General features: G+C 36.6%; 16 protein-coding genes, 2 tRNA genes and 1 pseudogene. 8 read left to right on the forward strand and 11 right to left on the reverse strand.

The genetic code is table 11. The features are described 5' to 3' along the window. Positions 1-107: 107 nt before the first annotated feature. Entirely contained in the window at positions 108-1283 is a 1176-nt protein-coding gene (locus CVPH_RS02625; RefSeq protein WP_201341952.1) for a pyridoxal phosphate-dependent aminotransferase, read from the reverse strand. 72 nt (positions 1284-1355) lie between these two features. Here CVPH_RS02625 and uvrB point away from each other — a divergent pair, with 72 nt between their 5' ends. Next, positions 1356-3350 carry an excinuclease ABC subunit UvrB gene (uvrB, locus tag CVPH_RS02630; protein WP_201342406.1) on the forward strand — a complete coding sequence of 665 codons (1995 nt, stop codon included), beginning with the start codon at positions 1356-1358 and terminating at the stop codon, positions 3348-3350. Continuing rightward, positions 3347-3988, forward strand: coding sequence for a 7-carboxy-7-deazaguanine synthase QueE (gene queE, locus CVPH_RS02635; RefSeq protein WP_201341953.1), 642 nt, complete (start codon positions 3347-3349; stop codon positions 3986-3988). Before uvrB ends, queE begins: the two co-directional genes overlap by 4 nt. On the opposite strand, the gene CVPH_RS10030 is transcribed toward queE, so the two are convergent. The 6 genes and pseudogenes from CVPH_RS10030 to CVPH_RS02665 form a co-directional block, all read right to left on the reverse strand. Beyond that, positions 3989-4243 (reverse strand): Hsp20/alpha crystallin family protein, encoded by a 255-nt coding sequence (locus CVPH_RS10030; protein WP_225879771.1) that lies wholly within the window; start codon positions 4241-4243, stop codon positions 3989-3991. Positions 4244-4534: 291 nt separating this feature from the next. Beyond that, a pseudogene (locus CVPH_RS02645) lies at positions 4535-5915 on the reverse strand (SulP family inorganic anion transporter). A gap of 32 nt (positions 5916-5947) precedes the next feature. Then, complete coding sequence (gene aroC / locus CVPH_RS02650; protein ID WP_201341954.1) at positions 5948-7045, reverse strand: chorismate synthase; 1098 nt, start codon at positions 7043-7045, stop codon at positions 5948-5950. After that, the gene (locus tag CVPH_RS02655) at positions 7046-7438 is read right to left on the reverse strand and encodes a GFA family protein (RefSeq protein WP_201341955.1); all 393 of its coding nucleotides are present in this window, start codon (positions 7436-7438) and stop codon (positions 7046-7048) included. It abuts the gene before it with no gap. Positions 7439-7486: 48 nt separating this feature from the next. Beyond that, positions 7487-7645, reverse strand: coding sequence for a hypothetical protein (locus CVPH_RS02660; protein ID WP_201341956.1), 159 nt, complete (start codon positions 7643-7645; stop codon positions 7487-7489). 36 nt (positions 7646-7681) lie between these two features. Beyond that, positions 7682-7755: transfer RNA gene (locus tag CVPH_RS02665), tRNA-Arg, on the reverse strand. 171 nt (positions 7756-7926) lie between these two features. Here CVPH_RS02665 and pyrF point away from each other — a divergent pair. The 3 genes from pyrF to CVPH_RS02680 all read left to right on the forward strand — a co-directional run bounded on the left by pyrF (position 7927) and on the right by CVPH_RS02680 (position 9568). Further along, complete coding sequence (gene pyrF, locus CVPH_RS02670; protein ID WP_201341957.1) at positions 7927-8622, forward strand: orotidine-5'-phosphate decarboxylase; 696 nt, start codon at positions 7927-7929, stop codon at positions 8620-8622. A 19-nt stretch (positions 8623-8641) separates the two neighbouring features. Then, positions 8642-8718 (forward strand) — tRNA-Val (locus CVPH_RS02675). Positions 8719-8968: 250 nt separating this feature from the next. Continuing rightward, the gene (locus CVPH_RS02680) at positions 8969-9568 is read left to right on the forward strand and encodes a tetratricopeptide repeat protein (RefSeq protein ID WP_201341958.1); all 600 of its coding nucleotides are present in this window, start codon (positions 8969-8971) and stop codon (positions 9566-9568) included. 253 nt (positions 9569-9821) lie between these two features. Here the strand turns inward: CVPH_RS02680 and CVPH_RS02685 are convergent, their stop codons facing one another. Continuing rightward, the gene (locus CVPH_RS02685) at positions 9822-10238 is read right to left on the reverse strand and encodes a methyltransferase family protein (RefSeq protein ID WP_201341959.1); all 417 of its coding nucleotides are present in this window, start codon (positions 10236-10238) and stop codon (positions 9822-9824) included. A 51-nt stretch (positions 10239-10289) separates the two neighbouring features. Between CVPH_RS02685 and ubiM the strand changes: the two genes are divergently transcribed. Together ubiM and pdxH are read left to right on the forward strand one after the other, a co-directional pair. After that, a complete protein-coding gene (ubiM, locus tag CVPH_RS02690; RefSeq protein WP_201341960.1) occupies positions 10290-11483 on the forward strand; it encodes a 5-demethoxyubiquinol-8 5-hydroxylase UbiM in 1194 nt (397 codons plus the stop codon). Further along, positions 11483-12121, forward strand: a complete 639-nt coding sequence (gene pdxH / locus CVPH_RS02695) for a pyridoxamine 5'-phosphate oxidase (protein WP_201341961.1) — start codon at positions 11483-11485, stop codon at positions 12119-12121. The genes ubiM and pdxH overlap by 1 nt, the downstream gene beginning before the upstream one ends. On the opposite strand, the gene aroE is transcribed toward pdxH, so the two are convergent. The 3 genes from aroE to CVPH_RS02710 all read right to left on the reverse strand — a co-directional run bounded on the left by aroE (position 12110) and on the right by CVPH_RS02710 (position 15796). Further along, a complete protein-coding gene (gene aroE / locus CVPH_RS02700) occupies positions 12110-12913 on the reverse strand; it encodes a shikimate dehydrogenase (protein WP_201341962.1) in 804 nt (267 codons plus the stop codon). The two genes, pdxH and aroE, sit on opposite strands and share 12 nt — an antisense overlap. Before the next feature lie 2 nt (positions 12914-12915). After that, positions 12916-14742 (reverse strand): Rne/Rng family ribonuclease, encoded by a 1827-nt coding sequence (locus CVPH_RS02705; protein WP_225879772.1) that lies wholly within the window; start codon positions 14740-14742, stop codon positions 12916-12918. Between the two features lie 334 nt (positions 14743-15076). After that, positions 15077-15796 (reverse strand): pteridine reductase, encoded by a 720-nt coding sequence (locus CVPH_RS02710; RefSeq protein WP_201341963.1) that lies wholly within the window; start codon positions 15794-15796, stop codon positions 15077-15079. On the opposite strand from CVPH_RS02710, the gene CVPH_RS02715 reads away from it, so the two are divergent. Then, positions 15784-16905, forward strand: a complete 1122-nt coding sequence (locus CVPH_RS02715) for a class I SAM-dependent methyltransferase (RefSeq protein ID WP_225879773.1) — start codon at positions 15784-15786, stop codon at positions 16903-16905. The genes CVPH_RS02710 and CVPH_RS02715 overlap by 13 nt on opposite strands. Positions 16906-17057 lie beyond the last annotated feature (152 nt).

The following is a 17057-nucleotide window of genomic DNA, read 5'->3' on the forward strand; positions in this document are numbered from 1 at the left end:
TAGGGGGATATAAAAAACAATGGTTCGTAGTAAGAACAGCTCAGGGAGCTATTAATATAAAAAAAATCCTATCTATATGGTAGGATTTTTTTTGAATACTAATATTTTTAGACCTTGCTGAGTTTTTCAATGGCTTGCTTTATGTTGTCCATACTTGCGGCAAACGAAAAACGCACATAGTCTGGTGCACCAAAGGCTGAACCTGGGACTAATGCAATGTTTAACACTTCTAGACAGTAAGTAGAGAGTTCAATATCGTTTTTTAAACCAAGGCGACTAATTAATCCTTTAACTCTTGGGAAGGCATAAAAGGCGCCTTGTGATTTAGGACATTCAACGCCATCAATTGCATTTAATGCGTCAACAATAAAGTCATGTCTTTTCTCAAAAGCGCGAACCATTGTGTTGATAATGCTTTGATCACCATTTAAAGCTTCTAAAGCAGCAGCTTGAGAAATTGAGCAAGGGCTGGAGGTGGACTGACCTTGGATTTTTTTCATGGCTTTAATAATTTTTTCTGGACCTGCACCATAGCCAATGCGCCAACCAGTCATCGCATAAGCTTTGGAGACGCCGTTAAGAATAATAGTGCGGTCTTTCAATGTTTTATCAGCCATAACAATATTAATAAAGTCATCATTACCCCAACGAATATGCTCGTAAATGTCATCGGTAATGATTAATATTTTTGGGTGTTTTTTTAATATATTTGCCAGTGCTTGCAACTCGGCTTGAGAATAAACGGCACCTGTAGGGTTAGAGGGACTGTTAATAACAAATAATTTAGTATTAATGGTAATATTTTCCTTTAGTTGCTCTGGTGTAATTTTAAAACTTTGTTCTAATCCTGTTTCAATAATGACTGGTGTTGCATCAGCTAAAAGAGCCATATCTGGATAACTTACCCAAAAAGGTGCGGGAATAATCACTTCATCGCCTTGATTGAGTACGGCTTGGCACAGATTATAAAACACTTGTTTGCCACCTGATGAAACCATCACCTCAGCACTGGTGTAAGTTAAGTTGTTTTCTTGTTTAAATTTATCAATAATCGCTTGTTTTAATATAGGCGTACCATCTACTGCTGTGTAGCGAGTTTGACCATTTTTAATTGCTTGTATGGCTGCTTTTTGAATATTTTCAGGTGTATCAAAGTCTGGCTCGCCTGAACCCATGGATACAATTTGAACACCTTGAGATTTTAATTCATTGGCTTTTGCAGTGACTGCAAGCGTGGCTGAAGGTTTAACTTTTTGAACTCTATCGGAAAGATATGCTGACATGATTATTAATAAGAAAATAGATTAAAATTGAGTGTTTATGTTTATGTTTATGTTAATGAAAAAATCTTGCGTGTGGACAATAGATTTCAACTGATATCGAAATTTTCCCCTAGTGGTGATCAGCCAGAAGCGATTAAAACTTTAGTTGATGGCGTGAATGCTGGTGCTAAGTTTCAAACCTTGCTTGGCGTAACTGGATCGGGTAAAACCTTTACACTGGCTAATGTTATTCAACAGACCGAGCGCTCCAGTTTGATTATGGCGCCCAATAAAACATTAGCAGCACAATTATATAGTGAGATGAAAGAGTTTTTTCCACACAATTCAGTGGAATATTTTGTTTCTTATTATGACTATTATCAGCCAGAAGCTTATGTACCTGCTTCTGATACTTATATTGAAAAAGATTCTTCTATTAATGAACAAATCGAGCAAATGCGTCTATCTGCTACCAAGGCACTATTAGAGCGTGATGATGTGATTATTATTGCCAGTGTGTCTGCTATTTATGGCTTGGGAAATCCTGAAAGTTATATGGCCATGTTGCTACATTTGAGTATTGGGGAAATTATTAATCAGCGCGAGATACTTTCACGCTTGTCACAGATGCAATACTCGCGCAATGATATTACTTTGATGCGTGGCCATTTTCGAGTTAAGGGTGAAGTGATTGATATTTTCCCTGCTGATTCTGAAGAGCAAGCCATACGCATTGAAATGTTTGATGAAGAAATTGAACAACTTTATTGGTTTGACCCTTTAACAGGGGAAAAACTAAAATCTTTACAAAAAATTACCATTTATCCACAAACGCACTACGTTACCCCAAAATCTAAAATTTTGAACATGTTGGATGATATTAAAGTGGAGCTAAAAGATCGTAGAAGTGAGTTACTATCTGTTAATAAATTGGTTGAAGAACAACGCTTAACACAACGCGTACACATGGATATTGAAATGATGCGCGAGTTAGGGTATTGCACAGGTATTGAGAATTACTCACGCTATTTATCCAGTCAAAATCCTGGCGAGCCACCCTCAACATTGTTGGATTATTTGCCAGATAATGCATTGGTAATTTTAGATGAATCACATGTGACTGTTAGCCAAATTGGTGGCATGTATAAAGGTGATAGGGCGCGTAAAAAAACGCTTGTTGAGTTTGGTTTTCGCTTACCAAGTGCTTTGGATAATCGACCGCTTAGATTTTCAGAATTTGAAGACAGAGTCCATCAGTGTATTTTGGTATCTGCCACGCCTGCACAATATGAGTTGGAAGTTTCTAGTGTGATTGCTGAACAAGTAGTAAGACCAACAGGATTATTAGACCCTGAGATTGACATTCGTCCTGTGGATACGCAGGTGGATGATCTACTTAGTGAGATACGAATGCGTGTTAAAGTGAATGAGCGTGTATTGGTGACAACTTTGACTAAAAAAATGAGTGAGCGGTTAAGTGATTATCTAAACGACCATCATGTTAAAGTTCGTTACTTGCATTCTGATATTGATACGGTTGAAAGGGTGGAAATTATTCGTGATTTGCGCTTAGGCGTATTTGATGTGCTTGTTGGTATCAACCTATTACGTGAAGGCTTGGATATTCCCGAAGTGTCTTTGGTGGCTATTTTAGATGCAGATAAAGAAGGGTTTTTACGCTCTGAACGCTCGCTGATTCAAACCATGGGGCGAGCGGCTAGAAATATAAATGGGCACGTAATTTTATACGCTGCCCGCATAACCAAATCGATGCAAAAGGCGATGGATGAAACCAAAAGACGTCGGGTTAAGCAGCAGGACTATAATCTAAAGAACAACATCACACCCAAAGGTATTGCCAAACCTATTATCAATATCCTTGATACGGATTTAACCAGTAGCCAGAAAAAAGAGAATGGCGTTCAGAAAGTGTTTACTCAACTTTCACCAGTACAATTAGCAAAAGAAATTAAAGTGCTAGAAAAGCAAATGTATAGTTTTGCTAGCGATTTAGCGTTTGAACATGCGGCAGATATGCGTAATCAGATTAAACAACTCAAGGATACTCAATTTAAAAAAGCATTATGATTAGCGCTCAATTAAACATTAATGAAATATTCTATTCCCTTCAAGGAGAAGCACGTGAAGTTGGCTTGCCTAGTGTGTTTATTCGTTTAACAGGCTGCCCACTTAGATGTACATATTGCGATACTGAATATGCATTTAAGGGTAATAATTTAATGGCAATTAATGTAATTTTTAGTAAAATAAAACAATACGACACCTCTTATGTTTGTGTGACGGGTGGTGAGCCTCTAGCACAAAAAAACTGCTATTTATTACTGGATGAATTGGTTAAAAACAATTATCAAGTGTCTTTAGAGACCAGCGGTAGTATTAACATACAAGATGTTAATGTTTTAGTATCAATAGTTATGGATATTAAAACCCCAAGTTCTGGCGAATCCGAACAAAATAAATACGCGAATATTAAAAAATTAACCACCAAAGACCAACTTAAATTTGTCATCGGGTCACGTGCTGATTTTGATTGGAGTGTAGCTATTTTAAGCCAGTACCCCACCACTGCAGGCGTATTATTCTCACCCGTATTTGGCGATATTACACCAACGCAATTGGCAGATTGGATTTTAGATCAACAACTGAATGTACGAATGCAACTACAATTGCATAAATTGCTTTGGGGTGATGAAAAAGGCAAATAATTATTGAATAATGTTTTTTCGTATCTGAGGTTTTGTTTCTTCAAGCTTTGGAATAGAAACACTTAAGATATTGCTGCTAAAGCTTGTATTAATATTATCAGTATCAACATCATGTGGTAGAGTGAATTTTTGGGAAAAACTGCCAGATGAAGTGCTTGAACTATGAGCGGTGTTTTGAATTTTTTTAACACGCCCTTTGATAAAAATACTGCCATTGTTGGTAGAAATATCAAGGTTTTCTTTGCTAAAGTCCACTAACTTTTATTTGAATAATGTAGCTGTTTGTTTGATTATAAAAATACTTTCTGCTTTGCGCACTGAAGTTGCTAGAGTTTTGTATTTGGTTCGTTTTATAATCAAATTGCCGGAACTGTTGTTCGAAATCGCGCCAAACATTATGATTAAAATCATTACCAAAGAGGTCGTTATTGGCATTAATTGCGCTGGAAATTAGTAATATGGGTAGTAGTAGTTTATTCATTATTTTTTAAGTAGTTGCTATTAAATGCATTGTACTAATTAATAGCCACATTTTCAAGACTTAAATTAAGCCAATTTGTCATCAGCAACATGGTATTTTAGATCTTCTAATACGTTAACTTCAACTAGACCTTTAGCGGCTTTTAAGTAATAATTTACATTCAGCACTTAGGTGTTTTTAAATGCAATACTTTTCCTGCTTTTTTATAGCGATCTGCCAACTTATTAATGGCTGAATGATCCATGGCTTGTGAGTTTTTAAAATCGATAAAGACATTTTCAGGGTTGTTTTTTAGCTAAATAATGTTTGGAAATTATGCGTATTGGCAAAAAATAAGGCGCCATTAACTTGATAAGTTTTGATGCTACTTATTTCATTCATCTGTTTTGTAACATAAATTTGTTTAGCATGCTGCCAAGCAAAAACAATGGCTGACATCAGTACACCAACCAGTACAGCAATAGGAATTTGCTCAATATATTGAGAGAACAATAGGATAAAACTCAGCAAAAAAGCACCTGCTACAAAGCCTGATAAACGATCACGACCACCTGACTTGATATTAATAATGCTCTGACCCACCATTGCACAACCACCCATGCCACCGAAAAATCCCGTGACTGTATTGGCAATACCTTGAGCAACACTTTCTTTATTAGGCTTGCCTGTTGTTTCAGTTAATTCATCAACCAAATTTAAGGTAAGCAAACTTTCAATTAAACGAATGAGTGCCAAAATTACACTATAAGGTAAAATAATATACAAAGTCTCTAATGTCCACCGGTATGTTAGGAATGGAAAAACTGGACAAACTGCCAGAGATAGATGCCATGTCACCCACTGTTTTGGTGTCAAGATTAAAAATAATCGCTATTGCAGAACCTGCAACAATAGCCACTAAAGTTGAAGGTAGGACGGTTGTTAGTTTTAGCAAATAATGAATAATTGCCATGATGAGTAGAATTAATCCACCCATAATAACCAGCGCATCATTAGAAATATAAGCGTCATCAGTCATCTTAAAATGACCAATTTGTGCAAGAAAAAACATCATTGTCAAACCATTGACAAAGCCTAAAAAAACAGAATATGGCACTAAGCGAATGAATTTACCCAGTTTAAACAAACCAAATGCAATTTGTAAAAATCCCATTAATATCACAGTTGCAAACAAGTATTGCACACCGTGTTCTACAACCAATGTAACCATCACCACAGCAAGAGCACCTGTTGCACTTGAAATCATTCCTGGGCGAGACTGCCTATAATATTGAAGTAATTACACCAACCATAAAGGCGGTGTACAAATCCACCAAAGGGTGAACGCGAGTAACCAGTGCAAAAGTCATTGCCTCTCTCTAGCACCAAGGCAAGTGCCATGGTTAGGCCTGATAAAAAATCATTTTTAACATTATTGGGGGCGTATTTATTAATCAATGAAAACATGTGTTCCTTATTTTGAGTTTGGGTGAATAAATCTATATTGAGGCTGGAATAATAGGTGTGATTGATACAACATTTGAGTTTTGGGCTCGGTGGCGCATAACATGATCCATAATGGTTATTGCTAACATGGCTTCAGCAATAGGTGTTGCGCGAATACCTACGCAAGGGTCATGACGACCTTTGGTAACTACTTCAACAGGACTTCCTTCCTTGTCAATACTGTCAATTGGCAGGCGCAAACTTGAAGTTGGCTTTAGTGCAATAGACACTAAAATATCTTGACCTGAACTAATTCCACCCAAAACACCACCGGCATGATTTGACTTAAAACCTGCGGGGGTAATGGCATCACGGTGCTCCGTTCCTTTTTTGGTGATTGATTCAAATCCAGCACCAATTTCAACACCTTTTACGGCATTAATACTCATCATGCCATGGGCAATATCTGCCTCTAATCGGTCAAAAATCGGCTCCCCTAGCCCGACAGGCATGTTATTTGCCGTAATGTTAATTCTAGCACCCACCGAATCGCCCGATTTTCGCAAAGCACCCATATATTCTTCTAATGCCTCCACTTTGTTAGCATCAGGACAAAAAAATGGGTTGTTGCGCACTTCAAGCCAATCAAAATTTTCAGCCTTGATAGGGCCTAGTTGAGATAAGTAGCCTTTAATTTCAATACCGTATTCTTGTTTTAAATATTTTTTAGCAATACTGCCACAAGCAACGCGCATAGCAGTTTCTCTAGCGGAAGAGCGGCCACCGCCACGATAATCTCTAAAGCCGTATTTTTGATCATAGGTGTAATCAGCGTGACCAGGACGAAATGTGTCTTTAATATTGCTATAGTCTTTAGAGCGTTGGTCGGTATTTTGAATGATGAGTGCAATTGGTGTGCCTGTGGTTTTTCCTTCAAACGTACCAGATAATATTTTTACTAAATCTTCTTCACGGCGTTGGGTGGTATGGCGAGAAGTACCTGGTTTTCTAAGGTCTAAATCCCCTTGTAAATCAGCTTCAGTAAGTGCCAATCCTGGCGGGCAACCATCTACAATGCCAATTAATGCTTCGCCATGAGATTCACCTGCCGTGGTGATTGTGAATAATTTTCCAATCGTATTACCACTCATTTACCACTCCTTGTGTTGGGTAACATTATCGCAAATATTATCCCAGTTTGCTTTTGAGCCTGTGAAAATATGTTTTTCAATAGGCTCTATGATGTCATTTGTAATTGTGCCTAGTCTAATTCTTGTATGGTCTGGATTATTTTTTAGCTTTGCCATAACGGGCGAGCCACAAGTTTTACAAAAGAATCGACTTTTGTTGGCATTTTCTTTAAATTCAGTTAGGGTGTTTTCACCACTTATAAACTCAAAGTTTTCATTTCTTACATTACCATTCGTTGCAAACGCTGTACCTTGAACTTTTCGACATTCAGAACAATGACACATGACAATATCGGTAATTTTTTGATGTAGTTTGAATTGTACCGACCCACACAAGCATTGACCTTGATACATAATAATCTCAGAAAAAATTCTAATTATACCTGGCTATTAGCCAGTTTGTTATACAGCCAAGCAATCAACAAAGCCAGCAATGGCTGCGTCAAAAAATGCCCAAACCATGCCAATGATAATGCCCATAAAGTCCAGCCCATAACCAAGATAAATGCTCATTAAAAATTCAGCAACATTATGCAAATAATAATCAGTTAAATTTGCCACAATTGAAACCAATAACAACCCAATAGAGCATTATAGTGCCCTCGACGCGATTTGAACGCATGACCTGCCGCTTAGGAGGCGGCTGCTCTATCCAGCTGAGCTACGAAGGCAATGTGATTATTATCCACGATATGACTATCTATTGAAATCTTTGCATCATTTTTATCCATGCTTGTTAATCATGGATATTTCTTTAGACGGACTAATATTTTACAAATTTTCGTAAATTAAATCATAGTATAATTTAGGTATTTTTTTACGTCGTATTTTTACAAAATTACATGAAAGATATTAAGGTTAAAGATAGGCTTATTTTTGCCCTAGATGTGCCAGAAGTTGAACAAGCTAAGGACTTAGTCACCCAACTAGATGACAGTGTTAATTTTTATAAAATTGGTATGGAGCTATTAATGACAGGTCAATACTTTAACTTGCTTGATTGGCTATTAGAAAAAGACAAGAAAGTCTTTGTGGATTTGAAGTTTTTTGATGTACCAGAGACTGTCGGTAGAACCATTAAGCGTTTAAGTCAATATGGCGCTACTTTTGCTACTATTCACGGCAATCAAGCGCTTATGGAAAAAGCTGTTGAAAATAAAGGCGAACTTAAAATTTTAGCAGTAACCGCACTCACCAGTCTTGATAGAGGCGATTTAGATGATTTAGGCTTTGATTGTGATGTGCAAGAATTGGTTATTTCTCGTGCCAAGCGCGCTTTTGAAGCAGGTTGTGATGGTGTAGTATCTTCAGGACTTGAAGTGCCATTTTTATGTGAATACGTTGATAACAAATTAATCGCCGTTACCCCAGGCATTCGCCCCGTGGCTAATGATGACGATCAAAAACGCGTGGTTGATGTGGCAACTGCATTTAAGTCAGGGTCAGACTATATTGTTGTTGGTCGCCCAATTAAAAATGCCATCAGTCCATACCAAGCAGCACAAGATATTCAAACAATTATCAAAGGTTGTTTTTAAGTATAATAGCCACTTCTTTAGTCGCGTAGCTCAGTTGGTTAGAGTACTACCTTGACATGGTAGGGGTCGGTGATTCGAATTCACTCGCGACTACCACCAAAGCGCTTGTTTTTTAAACATAAATTTATTAAAATGAAGGGCGTTGTTTTAAGAAAAAGCTCTCTATGCTTTAAAATTAGTTTTTGCATTGTTCTTATTGAGCCCCCTCTGTATTCACTAGTAGTGATTTGTATGATAGAGGTATGCAGTATTATTATGGTGATGGTGTCGAATAAGATTACACTAAAGCGCTCAGTGCGTTTGAACATGCGCTAAAGCTGGATGATTTGGATGCAGAAACTGCATTATGCATATTAAAGGTGATGGTGTTAGTCAAAATGATACTAAGGGGATTGCTTATCTAAAAAAATCAGCCAAGAATAATCATGTTAAAGGGCAGTATTATTTGGGTGGTATGTATTATCTAAGTGTGGGTGTTGAGCGTCATTTAAAAACTGCTTATGACTGGATTAAAAAGGCTGCTAATAATGGTTATGTGGATGCGCAGTACAATTTGTCATTAATGTATGCAAATGGTGATAGTGTTAAGAAAAACTTTCTTTTAGCTGACAAATGGCGTACCAAAGCAGCTAAAGCAGGCAATAGTGAAGGGCAATATAGTCTTAGCAAAGTTTTTCTAGAAGAGGGGTATTATGATGAGGTTTATATTTGGCTAGCGCAATCTGCTGAACAAGGAAATACTGATGCGCAGTATCAATTGGGTTTTTTGCTTGAGTCTAGGAAAGGGGTAAAGAAAGATTATAACCAAGTATTTAAGTGGTATAAGGAATCTTTAGCGGGCGGTAATAACGCTGCTATTTATAAGTTAGCCAATATGTATGACAAGGGTTTAGGTGTGGCGGTTGATTATCAAAAGTCGCACGGTGCTTTATCAAAGTGCAATTAAACAAGGGAATTTGGATGTATATTTGGACATTGCTAGACATTATGAGTAAGATCAAGCTGTTGATAAAAATTTAAACAAGGCTTATCAATTTGTGATTACCGTGGTTAGAAAAGGTCACAAACCTTCTCAATACAAAGTCTCGCTTATGTATAAAGAAGGCGTTGGCACTAAAAAATCTTTACAAAAAGCTAAACACTGGCTTAATAGACTAATTAAAAGTGGCGATAAGAAAGCAGAAATATTGCTTAAGAGATTACAAAAAAGGTAAAAATCTACCTGTATTTTTTTTATAGTTTTTGTATTGCTTAAAACGCTTATTAAGTAACTTTTCTTCTAAATTTGATTTAAGTATTAAATCAATAATAAGAATTAGCATCACTAATTGAGAAATTGGGTGAGCATTACTAAGCATGAAGCCTGAAGATAATAATAACACACTGGTATACATGGGATGGCGAATGAATCGATAAATACCATGGGTTGTTAGTTTGTGTTGTTTTTTAAGGGCAGGAGCGATATTGAGATTATCTAGACGCATATTAATAAGTGCAAGCAATCCAATAATAAGCGACAAACTCAATAGCAATAAAGGCATAAGGCTCAAGCCACTAATTTGTGAGTTAATGATTAAATAGATAATACAGCCAAATTGAATAACAACATAAATCATAGTAAGTGCTCGTGGTTATAATAAGCCCATTATCTCAAATTTTTTTGTTTAATGAAAGTTGATATTGTAATTATTGGTGGTGGTCCAGCAGGTTTAAGTTTTGCTAGTGCCATGCTTGATTCTAATGTTAAAGTGCTGTTGATTGAAAAATCAAGCCTTGATTCTATTGCCAATCCTCAAGCAGATGGCAGAGAAATTGCATTAACGCATTTATCATTAAAAATTTTAAAGAAGTTTGGTGTTTGGGATTTAATTAATCAGGCGGAAATTTCTCCTTTAAAAGAAGCGAAAGTGTTTGATGGCGACTCGCCTTCTTTGTTAAATTTTACAACCAAGAATACCTCAATAGATGCTTTGGGTTATTTAGTGTCTAATTATCAAATCAGAAAAGCACTTTACACAAAGGTTAAACAGGCAAAAAATATTGATATTATCACTGATATGAGCGTTGAAAATGTAGTTCAATTGGATGATTGTTCGCAAGCTATTTTATCTAATGGCGACAAGATTGAGGCTAAATTAGTCATTGCTGCTGATAGTCGTTTTTCAGATATTCGTCGAAAAGTTGGCATTCCAACCTTAATGAAGGATTTTTCTAAAGTTATGATTGTTACTCAAATGAGTCATAAAATATCGCATAACAATGTTGCTTTAGAGCGTTTTGATTATGGGCAAACATTGGCATTAATGCCAATGGCAGGCAATGTTTCGTCTATTGTGTTAACGGTTAAAACCAACCAATTTCAGGCAATACTTGAGATGAGTGAAGTTGATTTTAATCAAATGATGACACAATCATTTAAAGGTGAGTTGGGGCAGATGATGCAAGTGGGAGAACGGCATTCCTATCCCTTGGTTACAACGCATGCACAAACTTTTATCGCTAAGCGTTTTGCGCTGATTGGCGATGCCTCGGTAGGTATGCATCCTGTGACTGCGCATGGGTTTAATTTAGGTTTAAGAGGGCAAGACATATTAGCAAAATTAGTTAATGAGGCCCTGGATAATGGCCAAGATATTGGCTCTGAATCTTTACTAAAGTTGTACGAGAAAAAGCATATTAATTTAACTAGATTGATGTTTTTTGGCACTAATGGTATTGTGGCATTATTTACTAATGATGCGCCAGTGATTAAACAAGTAAGGCGATTTGTGCTTAAGTTTGCCGAGCATTTTCCACCCATTAAGTACCTAATTTCTCATCACTTAACACAAGATAAAAAGCATAAATTTTTACCCTTTTAATGAAAGTTGATTTAACCAGTCTTAGGCATGAATTTACTCAAAGTGGCTTGAATCGAGTTGATTTGAGCGACAATCCTTTTGAGCAATTTAAATTGTGGTTTCAACAAGCCCAAGAAGCAGACGTGGTTGAGCCAAGTGCAATGAGTTTAGCAACAAGTAATGATAATGAAATAAGCATTAGAACTGTATTACTCAAATACTTTGACAGACATGGTTTTGTATTTTTCACAAACTACAATTCTAAAAAATCCAAACAACTTCAAACTAATCCAAATGCGGCTTTATTGTTTCCATGGCTAGCCTTAGAAAGACAAGTTAAGATTTCTGGCCATGTGGAAAAACTAAGTACGCTTGAATCTTTAAAGTATTTTTCCTCTAGACCAAAAGCATCTCAATTAGGCGCCTGGGCATCACAACAGTCATCAAATTTATCTTCAAGACAGGTGTTGTTATCTCAATTTGAATCAATGAAGGCTAAATTTAGTAAAGGCGAGGTACCGTCGCCTGATTTTTGGGGCGGCTATCGTGTCATACCATTAAAGATTGAATTTTGGCAGGGTAGAGAAAATCGATTGCATGATCGATTCATATACCAGCTAAATGAAGGCAAGTGGAAAATTGAACGCCTAGCGCCTTAAATTACTTAAAACTTGTTTGGCATTAGGCTTTGCACCTGTCCAAAACTCAAAAGCCGTTGCCGCCTGTTCAACCAACATGCCTAAGCCGTCGCTAATCATTGAGCTGTGATTGGTTGTTGCCCAACCCATAAATGGCGTTTGTTTACCATACATTAAATCATAACAAATTGCATCATTGGCAACGCCAGAGGCGATATCAGGCATTTTTCCATCAAGTGATGCACTGGTGGCATTGATAATAATATCAACAGAGTTATGCTTAATTTTATCCAAACCAAAACCGCAAGTCTTGCCAAATTTAGCAAAGTCTTTAGCCAGTTTAATTGCTTTAGAGGGGGTTCGATTAGCAATCATAATGCGATTGGGTCGCTGTTCTAAAAGAGGCAATAAGATGCCTTGTGTTGCACCACCTGCACCCAAAATTAGGATAATTTTATCTTTTAATTCAATGCCAAGATTGTGAGTTAAATCATTGACCAGTCCAATACCGTCGGTATTTTCACCAATGATTTTATCTTGTTCTATTTTAATGGTATTAACTGCACCTGCCGTTTGGGCGTTTAATGTGAATTCGCTTGCAAATTTAAACGCATCTAATTTAAAAGGCACGGTAATATTAAAACCATTTGCACCTTGATTGATGAATACTTGTGCTGAGGATGAAAAATCATCAATGGGTGCTAAGATTTTATCATAACTAATTTCAAGTCCAGTCTGTTGCGCAAACTGGGTGTGAATATTTGGCGACAAACTGTGTTTAACCGGATTGCCAAAAACAGCAAATTTATACATCACTAATCTTGTTTTTTATTAGTCTCAGTTTGTGTATTTTGTTTTTGTTGTTTAGCGGTATTATTTTGAGCTTTGTTTTGCTGTTTATTTTGATTGCTGTTTTTATTACGATTTTTATTACGATTCCTGTTGCGGTTTCTATTGTTAGGTTTTGTTCTACGTTTATTGGGTTGTTTTTTCTTCTTGCCAAACAAAGCATTTTTTATTTTCTCAAACAAGGAAATTTTCTTTTCAGGAACGCGCGTGCTGGGTCTATTCACATTAATAGCGGGAATTTCAGCTTGGTTTGAAAGACCATTCTCAGCCAGTACATGTTGTGGCTTTGAAATACCTTGGTAACTTTTATGCTGCGACTTCTTATCCCCTTTTTGCTTATTAATGGTGAAATTAGGAAACTGCATATATGGATTAGGCAATAAGGTAATTTTAATGCCATGTTTGTCTTCTAATTTTGTTACTTCTTGACGTTTTTCATTCAAAATATAAGTAATGACTTCTACACTTGATTGAATGGTTAAGCGTGCTGTTTGTTTAGCAGCATTACAACCGTCTTCAAGTTGTCTTAAAATGGTTAATGCTAATGTTGGAATGGTTGGCGTAGTACCACGACCATGACAAGTAGAACAAGGTTTTTCAACCGATTCAGAGACTGAATTCATCAAGCGCTGTCTTGACATTTCGAGCAAGCCAAATTGAGAAATGGTGCCGATTTGGATGCGCGCTCGATCTGTATTGGTGGCTTTTTCCATGGCTTTTTCGATTGACACTCTATGCTCTTCAGAAGTCATATCGATAAAATCAATCACGACCAACCCACCAATATCTCTTAATTGCAGTTGTAGGGCAATTTCTTTAGTTGCTTCCAAGTTGGTATTGTAAGCGGTTTCTTCAATGTCAGCGCCTTTAGTAGCGCGAGCAGAGTTGATATCAATGGCAGTAAGTGCTTCAGTTGGGTCAAAGACAATGGTGGCACCTGTTCGTAGCGACACTTCTCGGTTAAACACGCTTTTAACCTGAGTTTCAACGCCCATGTGGTTGAATAAAGAGTGCTCAGAAACATCAAAAAATTTGATACGGTCTAAGTAGTGTGGCAACACAAAACTGACAAATTCTTTGGCATTTTGAAAAGCCTCTAATTCATCAATAATAACACTGTCAGTATCAGAGCGAAGATGGTCGCGTAATGTGCGAATGATAATATCACTTTCTTGGTAAATTAAGAAAGGTGCACTGCGTGCTAAAGCCACTGTATTAATTGATTTCCATAAGTCAGAAAGATAATCCACTTCCCATTGCAACTCTTCAAAGCTTTTGCCAGCACCTGCAGTGCGAATAATTAAGCCTGAATGGTCAGGTAAAATAATTTTGCCAATAATTTCTTTTAAAGATTGTTGGTCTGAAGCGACTATTTGCCTTGATATGCCATGACTTTTCGGATTGTTTGGCATTAAAACCATATAAGCACCAGCAAGGTTGATATAAGTGCTGAGTGCTGCGCCTTTATTACCACGTTCTTCTTTTTCAATTTGGACAATAATTTCTTGCCCTTCTTTTAAAACATCAGAAATGGTTAGCTTTTCACCTTTAGCATCATTATATAACATTTCTGCAACTTCTTTAAAAGGTAAAAAACCTTGTTTTTCTTTGCCGTAGTCAACAAACGCTGCTTCTAGTGATTGTTCTACTCGAGAGATTTTGCCACGGTAGATATTGCCTTTGGTTTTTTTATTAAGGCTGGTTTCTATATTAAGGCCAGTTAGTTTTTTGTTTTTGACAATACCTACTCTGATTTCTTCGGAATGAGTTGCATTGATTAAAATATGATTCATGGTTAAGTCCTAGTGTGAATGGACTTTGTTGCGCACATAAAAGCTCAACACTGGAGTGCTGATTTGGTGTTAAAGTGTGATTTATTCTTATCATAAAATGATTAAAAACTTATTCCTTAAGGGCTCTAAACCCTTTTTTATTTAGCCACTTAAAAGCGGTTAAACAATTAATTTACTTTATATGGCAACAAAAAGCCCAAAATATTAATAGTATTTTTTGCGGTATTTATTTTTGGCACAAAAAACATTTGAAAAATATTTTTAGATGATGGAAATTTAAACATCAATTTTCCGAATTATATCACAAAAATAGTATGATATTTATCAAAGACCCTTATTGATTAAGTGTGCGACCACCATCAACATTGATAATTTGCCCAGTAATGTAGGCAGAATTGGCTAAAAATAAAACAGTATCAGCAATATCTTGCGCACTGCCTTGTTTTTTAAGTGCAATTTTTTTAAGCATGTTGTTTTTTTTGGCTTGGTCAAGTCCGGCTGTATTCTCTGGCCACAAAATTGATCCAGGAGATACCCCACAAACACGAACATTAGGCGCTAATTCTTTAGCCAATGTTTTGGTCATCATGGCAATGGCCGCTTTAGAAATGCTATAAATTGCATGATTTTTTAAAGGGCGCTCGCTGTGAATGTCCACAATATTGACAATGCAACCTTGATTTTGAGCTAATTTATCACTTAAAGTGCTGGATAAAAATAAAGGCGCCATCACATTGGTATTCATAATGGATTGATAGTCATTTTGATTTAATTTATTGACGGGTGTTGGGTAAAAAACTGATGCATTGTTAACCAAAAGATTGAGCGACTTGATGGTATCGCAAAGTTTACTCACTTCTTGGCTGTTGGATAATGCAGCTTGCATAGTACTGGCAGAATTTTGGCGAATGTTGTTAAGCTTATTTGCCAAGTTTTGAGCAGCTTGGGATGAATTTCTGTAATGAATAATCACATGATAATTATTCTTATGCAAGGTATGGCAAATTTGCGCGCCAATTCTGTGCGCCCCGCCTGTGACTAATGCTGTTTTCATATAAAATATGCCAAGTGAGTCTTGAACAAATTATTAAAAACACTATTATACAAAATGTTAACCCTATAGGTTTCGATGAATTTATGGATTTGGCGCTTTATCACCCTACATTGGGTTATTATCGATCAGGTTTGGAAAAATTTGGCGAAAAGGGCGATTTTATTACTGCGCCAGAAACTTCAGATTTGTTTGGGTTTTGCTTGGCCCGTCAATGTGTACAGGTGCTAAATGGCACTAATGATATTTTAGAGTTTGGTGCAGGTAGTGGCGTTCTTGCCACTCAGATACTTTTCGAGTTAGGAAGGTTAAATAGCTTGCCCAAGAAATATTATATTTTAGAGTTAAGTGGCGAGCTTAAATACAGGCAAGCACAAACCATTAACAAGGCACTACCAGAATTAATGGACAGGGTGATTTGGCTTGATGAGCTGCCAACAGATTTTTCTGGCGTGGTGATTGCCAATGAAGTTTTGGATGCCATGCCTGTAAAACGTCTTATTTACAAAAACAAGCAATTTTATGAATTGGGCGTTGATTATCATAGAAATAAATTTTTCTGGAAAATATTTGATTTACCTTATCAAAGTGATAAGACGCTGTTGCCTAATAATGTGGCTGAAGATTATAAAACTGAAGTCAATCTTCGTGCTACAGCGTGGATTGATTCCTTATATAAGGTTACTAATGAGGTACTAGTATTGTTGATTGATTATGGCATGGGTAGAGATGAGTATTTTCATCCACAAAGGTTAGACGGTACTTTAAGGTGCTATTGCCAACATAAGGCGAGTGAAAATCCGTTTGTAAATATAGGTGAGCAAGACATCACTACATCGGTTAATTTTTCTGACATTGCTGATCAAGCAAGTGTTAGTGGTTTTAAGGTTAGTGGTTATGCGACACAGGCGTTGTTTTTGATTTCATTGGGTATTGATGAGTATTTGCTTGAACAGCCAGATGCAGATAAACGCATCAATTTGGCACAACAAGTTAAACAATTGGTTTTACCCAGTGCGATGGGCGAGAGTTTTAAGGTGTTGGCTTTAAGTAAAAAACTATCGGTAAAATTAACAGGATTTGTTGAACAAGACCTGAGCGGTAAATTGTAAGAGGCTTTTATATAAGGGCACCTCTAAAAATCCAAAACACTCGTCAAAAACCAACCTTTCACTTTATAATGAATTTAAAAAAACCAGCCAAAACCCTTGATATGACTAATTTTTTAAAATCTATTTTAAAGAAAAAATCCATCTTTTTGACA

Source organism: Abyssogena phaseoliformis symbiont OG214, assembly GCF_016592595.1.
Classification (GTDB): domain Bacteria; phylum Pseudomonadota; class Gammaproteobacteria; order PS1; family Pseudothioglobaceae; genus Ruthia.

Excerpts from the sequence above, each read along its gene's own strand:
- CVPH_RS02655 (WP_201341955.1), bottom strand. The coding sequence starts at position 7,438 with ATGTATCAAGGTCAATGCTTGTGTGGGTCGGTACAATTCAAACTACAT.
- CVPH_RS02680 (WP_201341958.1), top strand. The coding sequence starts at position 8,969 with ATGCATATTAAAGGTGATGGTGTTAGTCAAAATGATACTAAGGGGATT.
- pdxH (WP_201341961.1), top strand. The coding sequence starts at position 11,483 with ATGAAAGTTGATTTAACCAGTCTTAGGCATGAATTTACTCAAAGTGGC.
- aroC (WP_201341954.1), bottom strand. The coding sequence starts at position 7,045 with ATGAGTGGTAATACGATTGGAAAATTATTCACAATCACCACGGCAGGT.
- CVPH_RS02685 (WP_201341959.1), bottom strand. The coding sequence starts at position 10,238 with ATGATTTATGTTGTTATTCAATTTGGCTGTATTATCTATTTAATCATT.
- CVPH_RS02705 (WP_225879772.1), bottom strand. The coding sequence starts at position 14,742 with ATGAATCATATTTTAATCAATGCAACTCATTCCGAAGAAATCAGAGTA.
- aroE (WP_201341962.1), bottom strand. The coding sequence starts at position 12,913 with ATGTATAAATTTGCTGTTTTTGGCAATCCGGTTAAACACAGTTTGTCG.
- pyrF (WP_201341957.1), top strand. The coding sequence starts at position 7,927 with ATGAAAGATATTAAGGTTAAAGATAGGCTTATTTTTGCCCTAGATGTG.
- CVPH_RS02625 (WP_201341952.1), bottom strand. The coding sequence starts at position 1,283 with ATGTCAGCATATCTTTCCGATAGAGTTCAAAAAGTTAAACCTTCAGCC.
- queE (WP_201341953.1), top strand. The coding sequence starts at position 3,347 with ATGATTAGCGCTCAATTAAACATTAATGAAATATTCTATTCCCTTCAA.
- CVPH_RS02710 (WP_201341963.1), bottom strand. The coding sequence starts at position 15,796 with ATGAAAACAGCATTAGTCACAGGCGGGGCGCACAGAATTGGCGCGCAA.
- CVPH_RS02715 (WP_225879773.1), top strand. The coding sequence starts at position 15,784 with ATGCTGTTTTCATATAAAATATGCCAAGTGAGTCTTGAACAAATTATT.
- ubiM (WP_201341960.1), top strand. The coding sequence starts at position 10,290 with ATGAAAGTTGATATTGTAATTATTGGTGGTGGTCCAGCAGGTTTAAGT.